At 57.8% G+C, this 15,963-nt stretch carries 13 protein-coding genes and 3 tRNA genes; 14 read left to right on the top strand and 2 right to left on the bottom strand.

Going from position 1 to position 15,963, the window contains the following annotated elements; genetic code table 11:
• Nucleotides 1–19 precede the first annotated feature (19 nt).
• From ACA070_RS03880 to ACA070_RS03925, 10 genes are all read left to right on the top strand, one after another.
• Nucleotides 20–105: transfer RNA gene (locus ACA070_RS03880), tRNA-Leu, on the top strand.
• A 96-nt stretch (nucleotides 106–201) separates the two neighbouring features.
• Nucleotides 202–278, top strand: a tRNA-Met gene (locus ACA070_RS03885).
• A 138-nt stretch (nucleotides 279–416) separates the two neighbouring features.
• The gene (rimP, locus tag ACA070_RS03890; protein WP_010463487.1) at nucleotides 417–875 is read left to right on the top strand and encodes a ribosome maturation factor RimP; all 459 of its coding nucleotides are present in this window, start codon (nucleotides 417–419) and stop codon (nucleotides 873–875) included.
• 47 nt (nucleotides 876–922) lie between these two features.
• Nucleotides 923–2,404, top strand: coding sequence for a transcription termination factor NusA (gene nusA / locus ACA070_RS03895; RefSeq protein WP_045060041.1), 1,482 nt, complete (start codon nucleotides 923–925; stop codon nucleotides 2,402–2,404).
• A gap of 27 nt (nucleotides 2,405–2,431) precedes the next feature.
• Nucleotides 2,432–4,963 (top strand): translation initiation factor IF-2, encoded by a 2,532-nt coding sequence (gene infB / locus ACA070_RS03900; protein ID WP_497450108.1) that lies wholly within the window; start codon nucleotides 2,432–2,434, stop codon nucleotides 4,961–4,963.
• A gap of 159 nt (nucleotides 4,964–5,122) precedes the next feature.
• The gene (rbfA, locus tag ACA070_RS03905; protein ID WP_007942872.1) at nucleotides 5,123–5,524 is read left to right on the top strand and encodes a 30S ribosome-binding factor RbfA; all 402 of its coding nucleotides are present in this window, start codon (nucleotides 5,123–5,125) and stop codon (nucleotides 5,522–5,524) included.
• Between the two features lie 3 nt (nucleotides 5,525–5,527).
• Nucleotides 5,528–6,445, top strand: a complete 918-nt coding sequence (gene truB / locus ACA070_RS03910) for a tRNA pseudouridine(55) synthase TruB (protein ID WP_123405159.1) — start codon at nucleotides 5,528–5,530, stop codon at nucleotides 6,443–6,445.
• Between the two features lie 142 nt (nucleotides 6,446–6,587).
• Nucleotides 6,588–6,857, top strand: coding sequence for a 30S ribosomal protein S15 (gene rpsO, locus ACA070_RS03915; protein WP_003176135.1), 270 nt, complete (start codon nucleotides 6,588–6,590; stop codon nucleotides 6,855–6,857).
• A 194-nt stretch (nucleotides 6,858–7,051) separates the two neighbouring features.
• On the top strand, nucleotides 7,052–9,157 hold the full coding sequence (pnp, locus tag ACA070_RS03920; protein WP_497450109.1) for a polyribonucleotide nucleotidyltransferase: 2,106 nt from the start codon (nucleotides 7,052–7,054) through the stop codon (nucleotides 9,155–9,157).
• 135 nt (nucleotides 9,158–9,292) lie between these two features.
• A tRNA-Thr gene (locus tag ACA070_RS03925) sits at nucleotides 9,293–9,368 on the top strand.
• An 8-nt stretch (nucleotides 9,369–9,376) separates the two neighbouring features.
• Here the strand turns inward: ACA070_RS03925 and ACA070_RS03930 are convergent.
• Nucleotides 9,377–10,291 carry a hypothetical protein gene (locus tag ACA070_RS03930; RefSeq protein ID WP_497450110.1) on the bottom strand — a complete coding sequence of 305 codons (915 nt, stop codon included), beginning with the start codon at nucleotides 10,289–10,291 and terminating at the stop codon, nucleotides 9,377–9,379.
• A 315-nt stretch (nucleotides 10,292–10,606) separates the two neighbouring features.
• Between ACA070_RS03930 and ACA070_RS03935 the strand changes: the two genes are divergently transcribed.
• The gene (locus tag ACA070_RS03935; RefSeq protein ID WP_462025457.1) at nucleotides 10,607–10,912 is read left to right on the top strand and encodes a DUF6388 family protein; all 306 of its coding nucleotides are present in this window, start codon (nucleotides 10,607–10,609) and stop codon (nucleotides 10,910–10,912) included.
• 40 nt (nucleotides 10,913–10,952) lie between these two features.
• Here ACA070_RS03935 and nadC read toward each other — a convergent pair whose 3' ends face one another.
• Nucleotides 10,953–11,801, bottom strand: coding sequence for a carboxylating nicotinate-nucleotide diphosphorylase (nadC, locus tag ACA070_RS03940; RefSeq protein WP_497450111.1), 849 nt, complete (start codon nucleotides 11,799–11,801; stop codon nucleotides 10,953–10,955).
• 284 nt (nucleotides 11,802–12,085) lie between these two features.
• On the opposite strand from nadC, the gene ACA070_RS03945 reads away from it, so the two are divergent.
• The 3 genes from ACA070_RS03945 (at nucleotide 12,086) to ampE (ending at nucleotide 15,757) form a co-directional block, all read left to right on the top strand.
• Nucleotides 12,086–14,284 carry a DUF1631 domain-containing protein gene (locus tag ACA070_RS03945; RefSeq protein ID WP_497450112.1) on the top strand — a complete coding sequence of 733 codons (2,199 nt, stop codon included), beginning with the start codon at nucleotides 12,086–12,088 and terminating at the stop codon, nucleotides 14,282–14,284.
• 64 nt (nucleotides 14,285–14,348) lie between these two features.
• Entirely contained in the window at nucleotides 14,349–14,924 is a 576-nt protein-coding gene (gene ampD, locus ACA070_RS03950) for a 1,6-anhydro-N-acetylmuramyl-L-alanine amidase AmpD (protein WP_497450113.1), read from the top strand.
• Entirely contained in the window at nucleotides 14,921–15,757 is an 837-nt protein-coding gene (ampE, locus tag ACA070_RS03955) for a regulatory signaling modulator protein AmpE (RefSeq protein WP_497450114.1), read from the top strand. Before ampD ends, ampE begins: the two co-directional genes overlap by 4 nt.
• Nucleotides 15,758–15,963 lie beyond the last annotated feature (206 nt).

Raw genomic sequence — 15,963 nt, forward strand, 5'->3', positions numbered from 1 at the left:
GGGTTTCAAACGTAGTATTGCCGAGGTGGTGGAATTGGTAGACACGCAACCTTGAGGTGGTTGTGCCCATAGGGTGTAGGGGTTCGAGTCCCCTTCTCGGTACCAATTATCAGGAGAGCCCGCTGTTGCGGGCTTTCTTGTAGGTGGAAGGTTACATTGACCCTGTTAGGGATCGGTCGTATACTTCCGCCCCAGCTTTGTCGCGGGGTGGAGCAGTCTGGTAGCTCGTCGGGCTCATAACCCGAAGGTCGTCGGTTCAAATCCGGCCCCCGCAACCAGTTTAAGGAGCCCCTTTTAAGGGGCTTTTTGTTAGCTGGACACTTTCTACGCCGCTGTTCGACGGCGTTTCAAGGATGGGCGTTTCGCCCATTTTTTTATTTTGCATAGCATGCACATACATGCACGAGGGGGTTCAGGTGTCGAGCAAGCTAGAAGAGTTGCAGGCCTTGTTGGCCCCGGTGGTCGTGGCCCTGGGCTATGAATGCTGGGGTATTGAGTTTTCGGCTCAAGGTCGCCACTCAATGTTGCGCGTTTATATTGATAAAGAGGGCGGTGTGCTGGTGGACGATTGTGCCATCGTCAGCCGTCAGATCAGCGGTGTCCTGGATGTTGAAGATCCAATCGCCGTTGAATACACCCTTGAAGTTTCCTCGCCTGGCATGGAACGCCCACTGTTCACTATTGAGCAGTTTGCAAAATTTGCCGGTGAACAAGTGAAGATCAAGCTGCGCTCGCCTTTTGAAGGACGACGCAACTTTCAGGGCCTTCTGCGCGGTGTAGAAGAGCAGGACGTCGTGGTGCAGGTAGAAGACCATGAGTTCCTGTTGCCGATCGATATGATCGACAAGGCCAACATTATTCCCAGTTTTGACTGAGACGCGGATCCCGCGGATCCAATGGCTTGCGAAAGGCGAGGCGTACGATGAGCAAAGAAGTACTGCTGGTTGTTGAGTCGGTATCCAATGAAAAGGGCGTACCGGCAAACGTAATTTTTGAAGCGCTGGAGCTGGCTCTGGCCACTGCTACCAAAAAGCGTTTCGAGGACGAAGTCGATCTGCGTGTGGAAATCAATCGCCACACCGGTGCTTACGAGACATTCCGTCGCTGGACGGTCGTCGAAGAAGCAGACCTGGATGATCCGGCCATCGAAACCTGGCCGAGCAAGGTTGCCGAAACGCACCCTGGCGCCCAGGTCGGTGATGTAGTCGAAGAAAAAATTGAATCCATCGAGTTCGGCCGCATCGCTGCACAGACTGCCAAGCAAGTCATCGTGCAGAAAGTTCGCGAAGCCGAGCGCGCTCAAGTCGTTGACGCCTATCGCGAGCGCCTGGGGGAAATCATCTCCGGCACCGTGAAGAAAGTGACCCGCGACAACGTGATCGTCGACCTCGGCAACAACGCTGAAGCGTTGCTGGCTCGTGAAGACATCATCTCCCGCGAAACCTTCCGGGTTGGCGTGCGCCTGCGTGCGTTGCTCAAGGAAATCCGCACCGAGAACCGCGGCCCGCAGCTGATTCTGTCGCGTACCGCGCCGGAAATGCTGATCGAGTTGTTCCGCATCGAAGTGCCGGAAATCGCTGAAGGCCTGATCGAAGTAATGGCTGCGTCCCGTGACCCGGGTTCGCGCGCCAAGATCGCGGTCCGCTCGAAAGACAAACGCATCGACCCGCAAGGCGCTTGCATCGGTATGCGCGGTTCGCGCGTCCAGGCAGTGTCGGGTGAGTTGGGCGGTGAGCGTGTGGATATCGTCCTGTGGGACGACAACCCGGCTCAGTTCGTAATCAACGCCATGTCCCCGGCTGAGGTTGCGGCAATTATCGTTGACGAAGATGCCCATGCAATGGACATCGCCGTTGGCGCAGACAATCTGGCTCAGGCCATCGGTCGTGGTGGTCAGAACGTGCGTCTGGCTAGCCAATTGACTGGCTGGACCCTGAACGTGATGACCGAATCGGACATCCAGGCTAAGCAGCAAGCAGAAACCGGCGACATCCTGCGCAACTTCATCGACGAGCTGGAAGTCGACGAAGACCTGGCACAGGTGCTGGTAGATGAAGGCTTCACCAGCCTGGAAGAGATTGCCTACGTACCGGTGGAGGAAATGCTCAACATCGATGGCTTTGACGAAGAAACCGTCAACGAGCTTCGCGCTCGTGCCAAGGATCGTTTGTTGACCAAAGCCATCGCTACTGAGGAAAAGCTGGCAGACGCCCATCCGGCCGAAGACCTGCTCTCGCTTGAGGGTATGGACAAGGATTTGGCGATGGAACTGGCGGTGCGCGGCGTAATTACCCGCGAAGACCTGGCCGAGCAGTCTATTGACGATCTGCTCGACATCGACGGCATTGACGATGATCGTGCCGGCAAGTTGATCATGGCCGCCCGAGCCCATTGGTTCGAGTAATTAGGCGCGGCCTGAGGAGAGAAGTGCATGACGCAAGTCACGGTGAAACAACTGGCCGATGAGGTCAAAACACCGGTGGAGCGCCTGTTGCAGCAGATGCGTGAGGCAGGTCTGCCGCACACCGCCGCCGATGAAGGTGTGAGCGATAGTGAGAAGCAGTCTTTGCTGACTCACTTGAAGAGCAGCCACAAGGCGAAAGTGGAAGAACCGCGCAAGATTACATTGCAGCGCAAAACCACCAGCACCCTGCGTGTTGCTGGCAGCAAAAGCATTAGCGTTGAAGTACGCAAGAAGAAAGTCTTCGTACAGCGCAGCCCGGAAGAAATCGAAGCCGAGCGCAAACGCGAACTGGATGAACGTCGCGCAGTAGACAATGCTGCACGTCAGAAGGCTGAAGAAGAAGCCAAGCGTCGCGCCGAAGAAGAAGCGCGTCGCCAGCCTGCTGCTGCGCAAACCGCTACTAACGACGCCGTTGCAGCGCCTGCTGCAGTTGCCGAACCAGTACGCGAAAGCGCGCCGGTTGTAGCCGCTGCTCCAGCACCGTCTGCTGACGTTCGCAACAAGCAGAACGAACAGCGCCGACCGGATAAACCACGTGCCGACGATAACAATCGTCGCAGCGGTGGTGGCGACGGCGAGCGTAAAAACGCTCCGCATCGTGCCTCGGTCAAAGAGAAAGCGCCTGCTCCACGCGTTGCCCCACGTACTACCGACGAAGAAAGCGATAGCTTCCGTCGTGGTGGTCGCGGCAAGGCCAAGCTGAAAAAACGCAACGCCCACGGTTTCCAGAGCCCAACCGGCCCTGTCGTGCGTGATGTGCAGATCGGCGAGACCATCACTGTCGGCGATCTCGCCCAGCAGATGTCGGTCAAGGCAGCTGAAATCATCAAGTTCATGTTCAAACTGGGTACCCCAGCGACCATCAACCAGGTACTGGATCAGGAAACTGCCCAACTGGTTGCTGAAGAGCTGGGCCACAAAGTGACCCTGGTTAGCGACACTGCCCTGGAAGATTCCCTGGCCGAGTCCCTGAAGTTTGAAGGTGAGTCGTTCTCCCGTGCACCGGTTGTGACCGTAATGGGCCACGTTGACCACGGTAAGACCTCGCTGCTCGACTACATCCGTCGTGCCAAGGTAGCTGCTGGCGAAGCCGGCGGTATCACCCAGCACATCGGCGCGTACCACGTTGAAACTGACCGCGGCATGGTCACTTTCCTCGATACCCCGGGTCACGCTGCGTTTACCGCAATGCGTGCCCGTGGTGCCAAGGCGACTGACATCGTGATCCTGGTCGTTGCAGCGGACGACGGCGTGATGCCGCAGACCATTGAAGCTGTCCAGCACGCCAAGGCTGCCGGTGTTCCACTGGTCGTTGCTGTGAACAAAATCGACAAGCCGGGCGCCGATCTCGATCGCATCCGTAGCGAACTGTCGGTTCACGGCGTGACCTCGGAAGAGTGGGGCGGCGACACCCCGTTCGTATCGGTTTCGGCGAAAGTCGGTACCGGCGTGGACGAGTTGCTCGAAGCTGTTCTGCTGCAAGCCGAAGTTCTGGAGCTGAAAGCAACTCCGTCGGCTCCAGGCCGTGGTGTTGTAGTTGAATCGCGTCTCGACAAAGGTCGTGGCCCGGTTGCAACCGTTCTGGTTCAAGACGGTACCTTGCGCCAAGGCGACATGGTGCTGGTCGGTTCGAACTATGGCCGTGTACGTGCCATGCTCGACGAGAACGGCAAGCCAATCAAGGAAGCCGGTCCATCCATCCCTGTCGAAATTCTCGGCCTGGACGGTACCCCGGACGCTGGCGACGAGATGAGCGTGCTGTCCGACGAGAAGAAAGCCCGTGAAGTGGCTCTGTTCCGTCAAGGCAAGTTCCGCGAAGTCAAACTGGCTCGCGCTCACGCTGGCAAGCTGGAAAACATCTTCGAAAACATGGGCCAGGCAGAGAAGAAGACGCTCAACATCGTCCTCAAATCTGACGTCCGTGGTTCGCTGGAAGCGTTGAACGGTGCCTTGAACGGCCTGGGTAACGACGAAGTGCAAGTGCGTGTTGTTGGTGGCGGCGTGGGTGGTATCACCGAGTCCGACGCTAACCTGGCACTGGCCTCCAACGCTGTACTGTTCGGCTTCAACGTGCGTGCCGATGCTGGCGCTCGCAAGATCGTCGAGCAGGAAGGTCTGGATATGCGTTACTACAACGTGATCTACGACATCATCGAAGACGTCAAGAAAGCCCTCACCGGTATGCTGGGCAGCGATGTTCGCGAGAACATCCTGGGTACCGCTGAAGTGCGTGACGTGTTCCGTTCGCCGAAGTTTGGCGCGATCGCCGGTTGCATGGTTATCGAAGGTGTTGTTCACCGTAACCGTCCAATCCGTGTACTGCGTGAAGACATCGTTATCTTCGAAGGCGAGCTGGAATCCCTGCGCCGCTTCAAGGATGACGCTTCCGAAGTACGTGCCGGCATGGAATGCGGTATCGGCGTGAAGAGCTACAACGACGTCAAAGTCGGTGACAAGATCGAAGTCTTCGAGAAGGTTCAGGTTGCTCGCAGCCTCTAACTCGCGCACTTCAAGGGCCACGCCAAGCCGCCGCATGCAGATGCGCGGCACCGCGTCAGGACTCTAAACGCAACGCCCGGTCTGGCTTTTGTCAGGCCGGGCGTTTGCCGCTTTCAGACCCCTCGGGTTTCACCGTGGGGCAGTAACAGGTAACAAGACATGGCAAAAGAATACAGCCGTACCCAACGTATCGGCGATCAGATGCAGCGTGAGCTGGCACAGCTGATCCGTCGTGAAGTCAAAGATCCGCGCGTCGGCCTGGTCACCATTACCGCTGTTGAAGTCAGCCGTGACGTCGGTCACGCCAAGATCTTCATCACCGTGATGGGCCAGGACAACGCCGAAGACATCGCACAAAGCATCAAGGTGCTCAACTCCGCCGCCGGTTTCCTGCGTATGCAGTTGGCTCGCGAGATGAAGTTGCGCAGCGTTCCTCAGCTGCACTTCCACTACGACGAAAGCGTCGTGCGTGGCGCGCACCTGTCGGCCCTGATCGAGCGTGCGGTGGCTGAAGACAATCAGCACCCGGTAGCGGCTGAACCCGAAGACGCCAAGGAGTAATCGGTGGCTCAGGTCAAACGTATCCGTCGTAACGTCAGCGGTATCATTCTGCTCGACAAGCCGTTGGGGTTTACCTCCAATGCCGCGTTGCAGAAGGTTCGCTGGTTGCTGAACGCCGAGAAGGCCGGTCATACCGGCAGTCTCGATCCGCTGGCCACCGGCGTGTTGCCGTTGTGCTTCGGTGAGGCCACCAAGTTCTCCCAGTACCTGCTTGATTCCGACAAGGCTTATGAAACCCTGGCGCAACTGGGCAAGACCACCACCACGGCCGATGCCGAAGGTGAAGTTTTGCAGGAGCGTCCGGTGACCGTTGGTCGCGCCGATGTCGAAGCTGTATTGCCGGGTTTTCGTGGGCAAATCAGTCAGATACCGCCGATGTACTCGGCGCTCAAGCGTGATGGCCAACCGCTGTACAAGCTGGCCCGTGCAGGCGAAGTAGTGGAGCGCGAACCGCGTTCTGTTACTATTGCGCGCTTGGAATTGCTCGCCTTTGAGGGTGATACTGCGCGGCTTGCGGTGGATTGCAGCAAAGGCACCTATATTCGCACCCTGGTGGAGGATATCGGTGAGCAACTCGGTTGTGGCGCTTACGTGGCTGAATTGCGACGTACCCAGGCCGGGCCTTTCACGCTGGCGCAGACGGTCACGCTTGAAGAGTTGGAAGCGGTACATGCCGAAGGCGGCAACGAAGCGGTCGACCGCTTCCTGATGCCATCGGACAGCGGCCTGCTGGATTGGCCACTGTTGCAGTTCTCGGAGCACAGCTCGTTCTACTGGCTTAACGGCCAACCGGTACGAGCCCCGGATGCACCGAAGTTCGGCATGGTACGGGTACAGGATCACAACGGTCGCTTCATCGGTATCGGTGAAGTGAGCGAAGACGGGCGCATCGCGCCGCGTCGACTGATTCGGTCAGAATGACCGGAACCGGTCTGCGTAACAGCAGGCTGGCGAGGGTGGCTGTTAACAGGCACGGTCACTACTCATTTATAGATACAGGGATTTGTCCCTGGCCTGTTGAAGCTGTTTCTCTGAAACAGTTTCCTGATAAAAGGATTGCCTCATGGCTCTCGACGTTCAAGAAAAAGCTCAAATCGTAGCTGACTACCAGCAAGCTGTTGGTGACACTGGTTCGCCAGAAGTGCAAGTTGCACTGCTGACCCACAACATCAACAAGCTGCAAGGTCACTTCAAGGCCAACGGTAAAGATCACCACTCCCGTCGTGGTCTGATCCGCATGGTAAACCAGCGCCGTAAGCTGCTGGATTACCTGAAAGGCAAGGATCTGGGCCGTTACCAGGCTCTGATCGGTCGCCTGGGTCTGCGTCGCTAATAAGCGATTGCGCTAGAGGTTGGTTGTTTGCCGTGTGTCAGTGGGATTCCGCAGGCACATGGCAGGCTCCCAGCCTCAAGTTTTATCTGGATAGTCGTTTTACCCTGGACAGGCGTTGGGCCGATTCCCGACATTGCCCAAGAATTTCGCAAGAAGACAAGTTCCCCAAGAGCCACAAAAGAAGGTAGGACACCGTGAACCCGGTAATCAAAAAATTCCAGTTCGGTCACTCGACCGTTACCCTCGAGACTGGCCGTATCGCCCGTCAGGCCTCCGGCGCAGTATTGGTCACCGTTGACGACGACGTCAGCGTATTGGTGACCGTAGTCGGTGCCAAGCAAGCCGATCCAGGCAAGGGCTTCTTCCCTCTGTCCGTTCACTACCAGGAAAAAACTTACGCTGCCGGTAAGATCCCTGGCGGTTTCTTCAAGCGCGAAGGCCGTCCTTCCGAGAAAGAAACCCTGACTTCCCGACTGATCGACCGTCCGATCCGTCCGCTGTTCCCGGAAGGTTTCATGAACGAAGTGCAGGTTGTCTGCACCGTCGTTTCCACCAGCAAGAAGACCGATCCGGACATCGCTGCGATGATCGGTACCTCGGCTGCACTGGCAATCTCCGGCATTCCTTTTGATGGCCCGATCGGCGCTGCCCGCGTTGCTTTCCACGAAAGCACCGGCTACCTGCTGAACCCGACTTACGAACAACAGAAAGCTTCGAGCCTGGACATGGTCGTTGCCGGTACTTCGGAAGCCGTTCTGATGGTTGAATCGGAAGCCAAAGAGCTGACCGAAGACCAGATGCTGGGCGCGGTACTGTTTGCTCACGACGAGTTCCAGGTTGTGATCAACGCTGTCAAAGAACTGGCTGCCGAAGCTGCCAAGCCGACGTGGACCTGGGCTCCACAGCCTGAAGCCACTGCTCTGCTGGGCGCTATCCGTGCCGAGTTCGGCGATGCGATCTCCCAGGCTTACACCATCACCATCAAGGCCGACCGTTACGCTCGTCTGGGCGAACTGAAAGACCAGGTGGTTGCCAAGCTGTCCGGTGAAGAAGGCCAGCCTTCCTCCAGTGAAGTCAAAGCTGCTTTCGGCGAAATCGAATACCGCACCGTTCGCGAAAACATCGTAAACGGCAAGCCGCGTATCGACGGCCGCGACACCAAGACCGTACGTCCTTTGAACATCGAAGTCGGTGTTCTGCCAAAGACCCACGGTTCGGCGTTGTTCACCCGTGGCGAAACCCAGGCTCTGGTCGTTGCAACACTGGGCACCGCCCGTGATGCACAACTGCTGGACACCCTGGAAGGCGAGAAAAAAGACCCGTTCATGCTGCACTACAACTTCCCTCCGTTCTCGGTGGGCGAGTGTGGTCGCATGGGTGGTGCTGGTCGTCGCGAAATCGGTCACGGCCGTCTGGCCCGTCGTTCGATTGCAGCCATGCTGCCTGCCGCTGACGTGTTCCCGTACACCATCCGTGTTGTATCGGAAATCACTGAGTCCAACGGTTCGAGCTCCATGGCTTCGGTCTGCGGCGCTTCCCTGGCATTGATGGACGCCGGCGTTCCGATGAAAGCACCGGTTGCCGGTATCGCCATGGGTCTGGTTAAAGAAGGCGAGAAATTCGCCATCCTGACCGACATCCTGGGCGACGAAGATCACCTCGGCGACATGGACTTCAAAGTAGCCGGTACCGCCAAAGGTGTGACCGCGCTGCAGATGGACATCAAGATCAAAGGCATCACCGAAGAAATCATGGAAATCGCCCTGGGCCAAGCCCTGGAAGCGCGCCAGAACATCCTCGGTCAGATGAACCAGATCATTGCTCAGTCCCGTACCGAGCTGTCGGAAAACGCTCCGACCATGATCGCGATGAAAATCGACACCGACAAAATCCGTGATGTTATCGGTAAAGGCGGCGCGACCATCCGTGCGATCTGTGAAGAGACCAAGGCTTCGATCGACATCGAAGACGACGGTTCGATCAAGATCTTCGGCGAAACCAAGGAAGCGGCTGAAGCAGCACGTCAGCGCGTTCTGGGCATCACCGCAGAAGCTGAAATCGGCAAGATCTACGTCGGTAAGGTTGAGCGCATCGTCGACTTCGGCGCATTCGTCAACATCCTGCCTGGCAAGGACGGTCTGGTTCACATCTCCATGCTGAGCGATGCTCGCGTAGAGAAAGTGACCGACATCCTGAAAGAAGGTCAGGAAGTGGAAGTACTGGTACTGGACGTGGACAACCGCGGCCGTATCAAGCTGTCCATCAAAGACGTAGCAGCGGCCAAGGCTTCGGGCGTTTAATTACCCCTCGCCTGACCGTTTCAACGTTATAAAAAATGCCCCGCAGTGAAAGCTGCGGGGCATTTTTTTGTCTGCAATAAACCGAGACGGACTTGCGGTTGCGACTCGCGAAAGCTGTGCTAGGTTTAGCTCACCGCCCGTGTAGCTCAGTTGGTAGAGCAGCGCACTCGTAACGCGAAGGTCGCAGGTTCGACTCCTGTCTCGGGCACCATTCCCCTGTTATTTCACCTTTCTGCTCAAATCTTCCACAGTGCGTTTGAGCTGATCGAGTTGATTGTCCTGATCGCTGACTTCCCGCTTAAGGCTGGACAGGTCGCTGGAGCTTGAGCTGGAACTCGATCCGGCGCTGCGCTTCAGGTCTTCCACCTGGCTGGCAAGCCGTTTCAGGTCGCTTTCCTGTTCGTTGACAGTGCGCTTGAGGTCACTCACTTCGCTCGAGCTGGGGCTTGAACCGGAGTTCGAGCCGCTGCTGCGTTTCAGATCATCCATCTGACTGGCGAGCTTTTTAAGTCCGTTTTCCTGTTCGCTGACTGTGCGCTTTAGGTCGCTGACTTCACTGGAACTGGAACTGGAGCTGGAGTTCGAGGTGCTATTGCGTTTGAGTTCGTCCACGGCCTTGGCGAGGTTTACCAAGCCGGTGTTCTGATCACTGACCGTACGTTTGAGGTCGTTGACTTCGCTGGCGCTGGAGCTGGAACTCGAGCCGCTGTTGCGTTTGAGTTCGTCCATGGCCTTGGCGAGGTTTTTCAGCGCCGTTTCCTGGTCACTGACGGTGCGCTTTAGTTTGTCCACTTCGCCGGCATTCGAGCTTGAACTGGAACCCGTGTCCTTTTTGAACTCTTCGATGAGCCGCGCCTGTGCACTGACGGTTTTCTTCAGCTCTTCCAGATCTGCCGAATCGGTTTTAACAATTCTTTGTAATTTTTCCACGTCCTCGATACTGATATTGGATTTGACCATCACGTAGGTGCCGTAATAGTTGTGGAAAACGAGGAATTTATCGGAAGAGTTTGCGCTGTCGGATTTGTACTCCAGACCCGCTTGAGCCGAATCGGGCAATGCCAGGGTGCCGAGAAGAAGGGCGACCATGCCAGTTGCAGACAGGATGGACGAAAGCTTTGAAAAATTGCGCATCACCGGGTTCCTTGTGAAGTGCCTAGATGGCACATCGCTATGACTTTACCTTTTGAACGTTGTTCCTGCGTAGCAAAGGAAAATTTGCAGAAAGGCCGATCAACGGTTTTTTTGTAGATTTGATGTAAAAGTCCATATAAATCGTCGACCAAACGTCCTATATTCGAACGTTGCACACGTACCACTTTGCAGTTTTCAGATGATCCCCGAATGGTTCTGAAGGCCAGACAAACCGGGCTTCAAACGGTTTTTTGCGTCAGAGAGATCCTTGATGATCCAGATCCATCTTCCATTCCCCCGATCAGCGAGAACGACATGACCGTTAAAGAATTGACTCAAGAAGCCAGACACGAAGAAGCGCTGAAAAAGTACTTGCTGGATACGCCCCAGCTAGCCGAAGAGATCAAGGACTTGCCAGCCGACGATCAGAAAGACCAGATCCAGTGGGCGTTCGAGGATGAGGCGGAATCCCAGGGCTTGCAGCCTTGGGAGCTGACGCTCAAGTACACCTCGACTCCGGAGGAGTTCGAGGCAGCGCGCCTGGTGCTGCACAAGGAGGCGGCCGAGGTATTGGGTGTCGAGTGGGAAGAGTACTGCGAGATGAACAATCTGGTGGTCTGACAAAAACGCCAGCCTCAATGGGGCTGGCGTTTTTTCATTCTCAGAGACTTAAACGCATCGACAGATCGACAGCCTTCACATCCTTGGTCATCGCACCGATCGAAATGTAATCCACCCCGGTTTCGGCAATCGGCAGCAACGTGCTTTCGTTGATACCGCCGCTGGCCTCCAGTTTTGCCTTGCCTGCGTTCAAGCGCACGGCTTCACGCATGTCATCCAGGCTCAGCTCATCGAGCATGATGATGTCTGCACCCGCCGCCAGGGCTTCCTTGAGCTCATCCAGGCTTTCCACTTCAATCTCGACCGGCTTGCCCGGGGCGATCTTGTGCGCAGCGTTAATGGCTTCAGGAATGCCCCCGCAGGCGGCGATGTGGTTTTCCTTGATCAGGAAGGCGTCGTACAGGCCGATACGGTGGTTGTGGCAACCGCCGCAGGTTACGGCGTACTTCTGCGCCAGCCGCAGCCCCGGCAGGGTTTTACGGGTGTCGAGCAACTTCACCTGCGTCTCGGCGACAAAATCTGCCAGGTATTGCGCGCGCGTGGCCACGCCCGAGAGCAATTGCAGGAAGTTCAGCGCAGAGCGTTCGCCAGTCAGCAGCGAACGTGCCGGGCCTTCAAGGTGGAACAGCGCCTGATTGGGTTTTACCCGTTCGCCGTCGCACACCTGCCAGTGCACCGCGACCCGTGGATCGAGCTGTCGGAAAACCGCATCGACCCACGCGGTGCCGGCAATGACCGCAGCGTCGCGGGTGATGATGGTGGCTTTGGCCAGGCGTTCGGTCGGGATCAACTGCGCGGTGATGTCGCCGCTGCCGATGTCTTCGAGCAACGCACGGCGCACGTTGGCTTCGATTTCGGCGGTCAAATCGGCGAGACGTAGATTCGGCATAACGGGCTCCACAAACAAAGTGGCCCGATTATAGGGCCATGGCGCGAGGCAACCCAAGGCATCAGAGGCGTTCCCGTCGCATGCAAACCTGCATTTGGTCGATTCCCTTGAATCATTGGCACTAAGTCAGCGTCTTCCCTACGCGTCTATTTCACTGCGAAGCACAGAGTCTGCTGGCACACGGGGGCTCTTTTGCAAGATAATCCGCCTTGCTTTTGACGTCATGGGTTTGACGTGTTTTGGGTTCACGATTGTTCGCTGAATCACCGTTTCAGGAGGCTTGGATGCACAACGACGGGAATGTAGTGCCTTTGCACAAGGCAGCTACGGATCAGGCGATTCAATCGCCGCTCGCCCGCCTGCCTGTGATTCTGCTTCAGGTTCGCGACAAGGCCACTCAACAGCTCAGGCATGGCTTGCAGGAGCTGTTTGATAACGCCGACGACACGCTGTTCGAAATGGCCGATCGGGCCCGCAACGACGTCGAGCAGAACCGATTCTTCGAAGCTATGCGCGACTTGCGGCTCAAGCGAAAAAGCATCGAGCGCGGATTTCTCGAACAGTTCTTTGAAGCGTTCGTCAGCCTCTCGCAACACAACAGCACCCAAGTGGCCTTACCTCAGGCATTGGCGTTCGATACCGGTGCAGTGCCCAATGACGACCTGGAGCGCCGCGTCGCGGTGGAGGCCATGGTCAGCAAAGTGCTGAACCGCGACGGTTTCGCCCTTGACCAACTGACGGCTCGACTCAGCGCTCTGCTGGGCAAGGCGCTGGACAATCAGCACAACCCGTTGGGGCCGGAGAGGCTCTGTGAGTATTTCTTGCAGGCCTGGCGCAACCTGGGGGTGGAGATCAAGGTCAAGCTGATCATTCTCAAGCTGTTCGACCGCTACGTGCTCAGCAGCGCTGATCACCTGTACGCCGAAGCCAATCAACTGCTCATCGCTACCGGTGTGTTGCCGAACCTCAAGCCCGCGCCCGCGCGACGAGTCACCGATCAGGCGGCCGCCAGTGCCCATGCCGAACCTGTCGAGGCCGGCATCCACACGCCGATCGACGACGGTGTGCAGGAAGTCTTCGCCGCGTTGCAGGAGCTGCTGTTGCACGTGCGCGGCAGTGTCGCGCCCACCCTCGAAGCCAGTGCCCAGACCCAGCCCATTTCCACCCGCGACCTGTTGCGCCTGCTCTCGCACTTGCAGCAATACGTACCGGCGCTTGCAACACAGGACGACTTCGATCTGCGTAACCAGCTCGAACAACTGCTGACCCGGGTCAGCGTCAAAAGTGGCAAGTCGCGCGTGGTCGGCGTAGCGGACGAAGACGTGATCAACCTGATCGCGATGCTCTTCGAATGCATCCTTGATGACCGCAACTTGCCGGACTCCCTCAAGGCGTTGATTGGTCGTTTGCAGATCCCGATGCTCAAAGTGGCGGTGCTCGACAAGAGCTTCTTCAGCCGCGCCAGCCACCCGGCCCGGCGTCTGCTCAACGAAATCGCCGCTGCCGCCATGGGCTGGGGCGAGTGCGATGACCACGAGCGTGACAGTCTGTACCTGCGGATAGAGCAAGTGGTGCAGGGCCTGTTGAATGACTTTGTAGACGATCCGGTGATCTTTTCCGAGTTGCTCGCGGATTTTCTTGCCTTCACCAGTGACGAGCGCCGTCGCAGTGAACTGCTTGAGCAGCGCACCCGTGACGCCGAAGAAGGCCGCGCCAGGACCGAACTGGCTCGCCAGCGTGTCGGGCAGGCGCTGAATCATGCGTTGTTGGGCAAAATGCTGCCGCAAGGTGTGGTGGTCTTCGTCCAGGAGGCCTGGAGCAAAGTGCTGTTGTTGACTTGCCTCAAACACGGTGATGCATCGGCGGAATGGCATGCCGATGTGCAGACCATGGAGCAATTGATCTGGAGCGTGCAGCGCCATGACGAGCCCGAGGCTGGCCTGCGTCTGTTGGCGCTGGTGCCGGGGTTGCTGAAGTCCTTGCGCGACGGCCTGAGCAGCTCGGCCTTCGATCCGTTCGCCACCAGTGAGTTTTTCAGTGAGTTGGAAACCTTGCACGTGCAACTGTTCGAGCGCCCGGGCCAGGCGGTTGAACAGCCCGTCGAGCCACAGGTGATGGTCGAAGTGCTGGAGGAAATCGTGCTGCGAAGCGCCGACGAAGGCCCCGCCGATGCGGTGTCAGTACGGTTGCCGGCGGACGATGCCGGTTTGCTTCAAGTCGATCAACTGCGCCCCGGCAGCTGGGTCGAGTTCCAGGAGGACGAAGAAAACACCCTGCGTTGCAAGCTGGCAGCGATCATCGAAGCGACCGGGAAATACATCTTCGTCGACCGCACCGGAATGAAAGTGCTGGAGCGCAGCCGCACCGGCCTGGCCCTGGAATTTCGCCGTGGTGCGGTGCGGGCGCTGGACGACACCTTGCTGTTCGACCGGGCCCTGGAGTCGGTGCTGGGCAATCTGCGGCGTCTCAATCGCGGCAAGTGATCGCGCCCCGAGGGTCTATCGCGGCATACTGGGCGCCAACACAGTCGTCGTTGAAGGAACCTGTATGCAGTTGGACCCCGCGAGCGGTTGGTGCCAGGGCGTGCGTGTATGCCCCTCGCCCAACTTCAATGCGCGCCCCTCGGGCGAAATTTCCCTGCTGGTGATCCACAACATCAGCCTGCCGCCAGCGCAGTTCGCCACCGGCAAGGTGCAGGAATTTTTCCAGAATCGTCTGGATGTCACGGAGCATCCCTACTTTGCAGGGATTGCTGACCTGCGGGTGTCTGCGCACTTTCTGATTGAGCGTGACGGAAGCGTCACTCAGTTTGTCTCTTGTCTTGAGCGCGCCTGGCACGCCGGTGTCTCGAGTTTCGAGGGACGTGAAACCTGTAACGATTTTTCCGTGGGCATCGAACTCGAAGGCACGGATGATCTGCCGTTCGAGGACGCCCAGTATCAAGCGTTGACGACGCTGACCCGACAGTTGCAAAGCAGGTTTACGGCGATCACCCCGCAGCGCATCTGTGGGCATAGCGACATCGCACCGGGGCGCAAGACGGATCCCGGACCCGCGTTCGACTGGGCACGCTATCGCGCCGCCCTGGCAAAAGCCGCTCTGGAACAAGAGGAACAACAATGAGTTTTCTGGTGTTGCTGTTGGCTGTCTGGATCGAGAAATTCTCGGCCCTTCGCCATCGGGTCCAACGTGATGGCGGTTGGGTACGTGAACTGAACAAGCTTGAAGTCAGCCCGCGTCTGATCAATCGGCCATGGCTGATATTGGTGTTGCTCGTGTTGTTGCCGGTAGCGCTGCTGGGTTTGTTGTTGGTGGTGCTTGAACCGGTGGCCTACGGGTTGCTGGCGTTGCCGGTGCATCTCCTTGTGGTGATTTACAGTCTGGGGCGCGGCGATTTGTTGGCCGGCCTCGGGCCGTTTCGCGATGCCTGGCGCCGGGAGGACCTGCAAGCGGCTGCCCATGTGGCGAAGCGCGACCTGGATATATGCGCCGATAACGGCGAGCAACTGCTTGAGCGGGTCGAAGGCCATTTGCTGTGGGAGGCTTACCAGAGCTTTTTCGCGGTGATTTTCTGGTACTTCGTGTTGGGGCCAGTCGCAGCACTGAGCTACCGACTGCTGGCGTTGGCCGAAGAGCACGGGCAGAACCCGGCCGTGGTCGAACGCGCTGCACAGTTGCGTCACGCGTTTGATTGGGTGCCGGTGCGTCTGTTGGCGGCCAGTTTTGCGCTGGTCGGAAACTTTGTGGCAGTCAGCCGGGTGATGTTGCATGAACTGCTGAACTGGAACATCAGCGCCGCCCAGCTGATCGAGAAGGTCGGGCTGGTGGCCGGTGAAATTCCTGCGCCGGTCGTCGGGCCGGACGGCATCAACAGCCTGGACCGGATCTGGGAATTGCTGCTGCGTGCAGCGGTGCTCTGGTATGCAGGTTTTGCGCTGTGGACGGTCCTCCCCTGATACGCCGATCCCTTGTAGCAGCTGGCGCAGCCTGCGTCCGGCTGCGCAGCAGTCGTAAACCCTGCTGACGCGATCAACCTGAAAAACCGCAGCGCCTGAATTCACGACTGCTGCGCAGCCGGACGCAGGCTGCGCCAGCTGCTACAGGTCCGCGCTTCCCGCTGTTAACCTTAAGTTACAAAACCCCCTGCCGATTTAAGCTATAC

The sequence above is a fragment of the Pseudomonas sp. LBUM1678 genome (assembly GCF_059695575.1).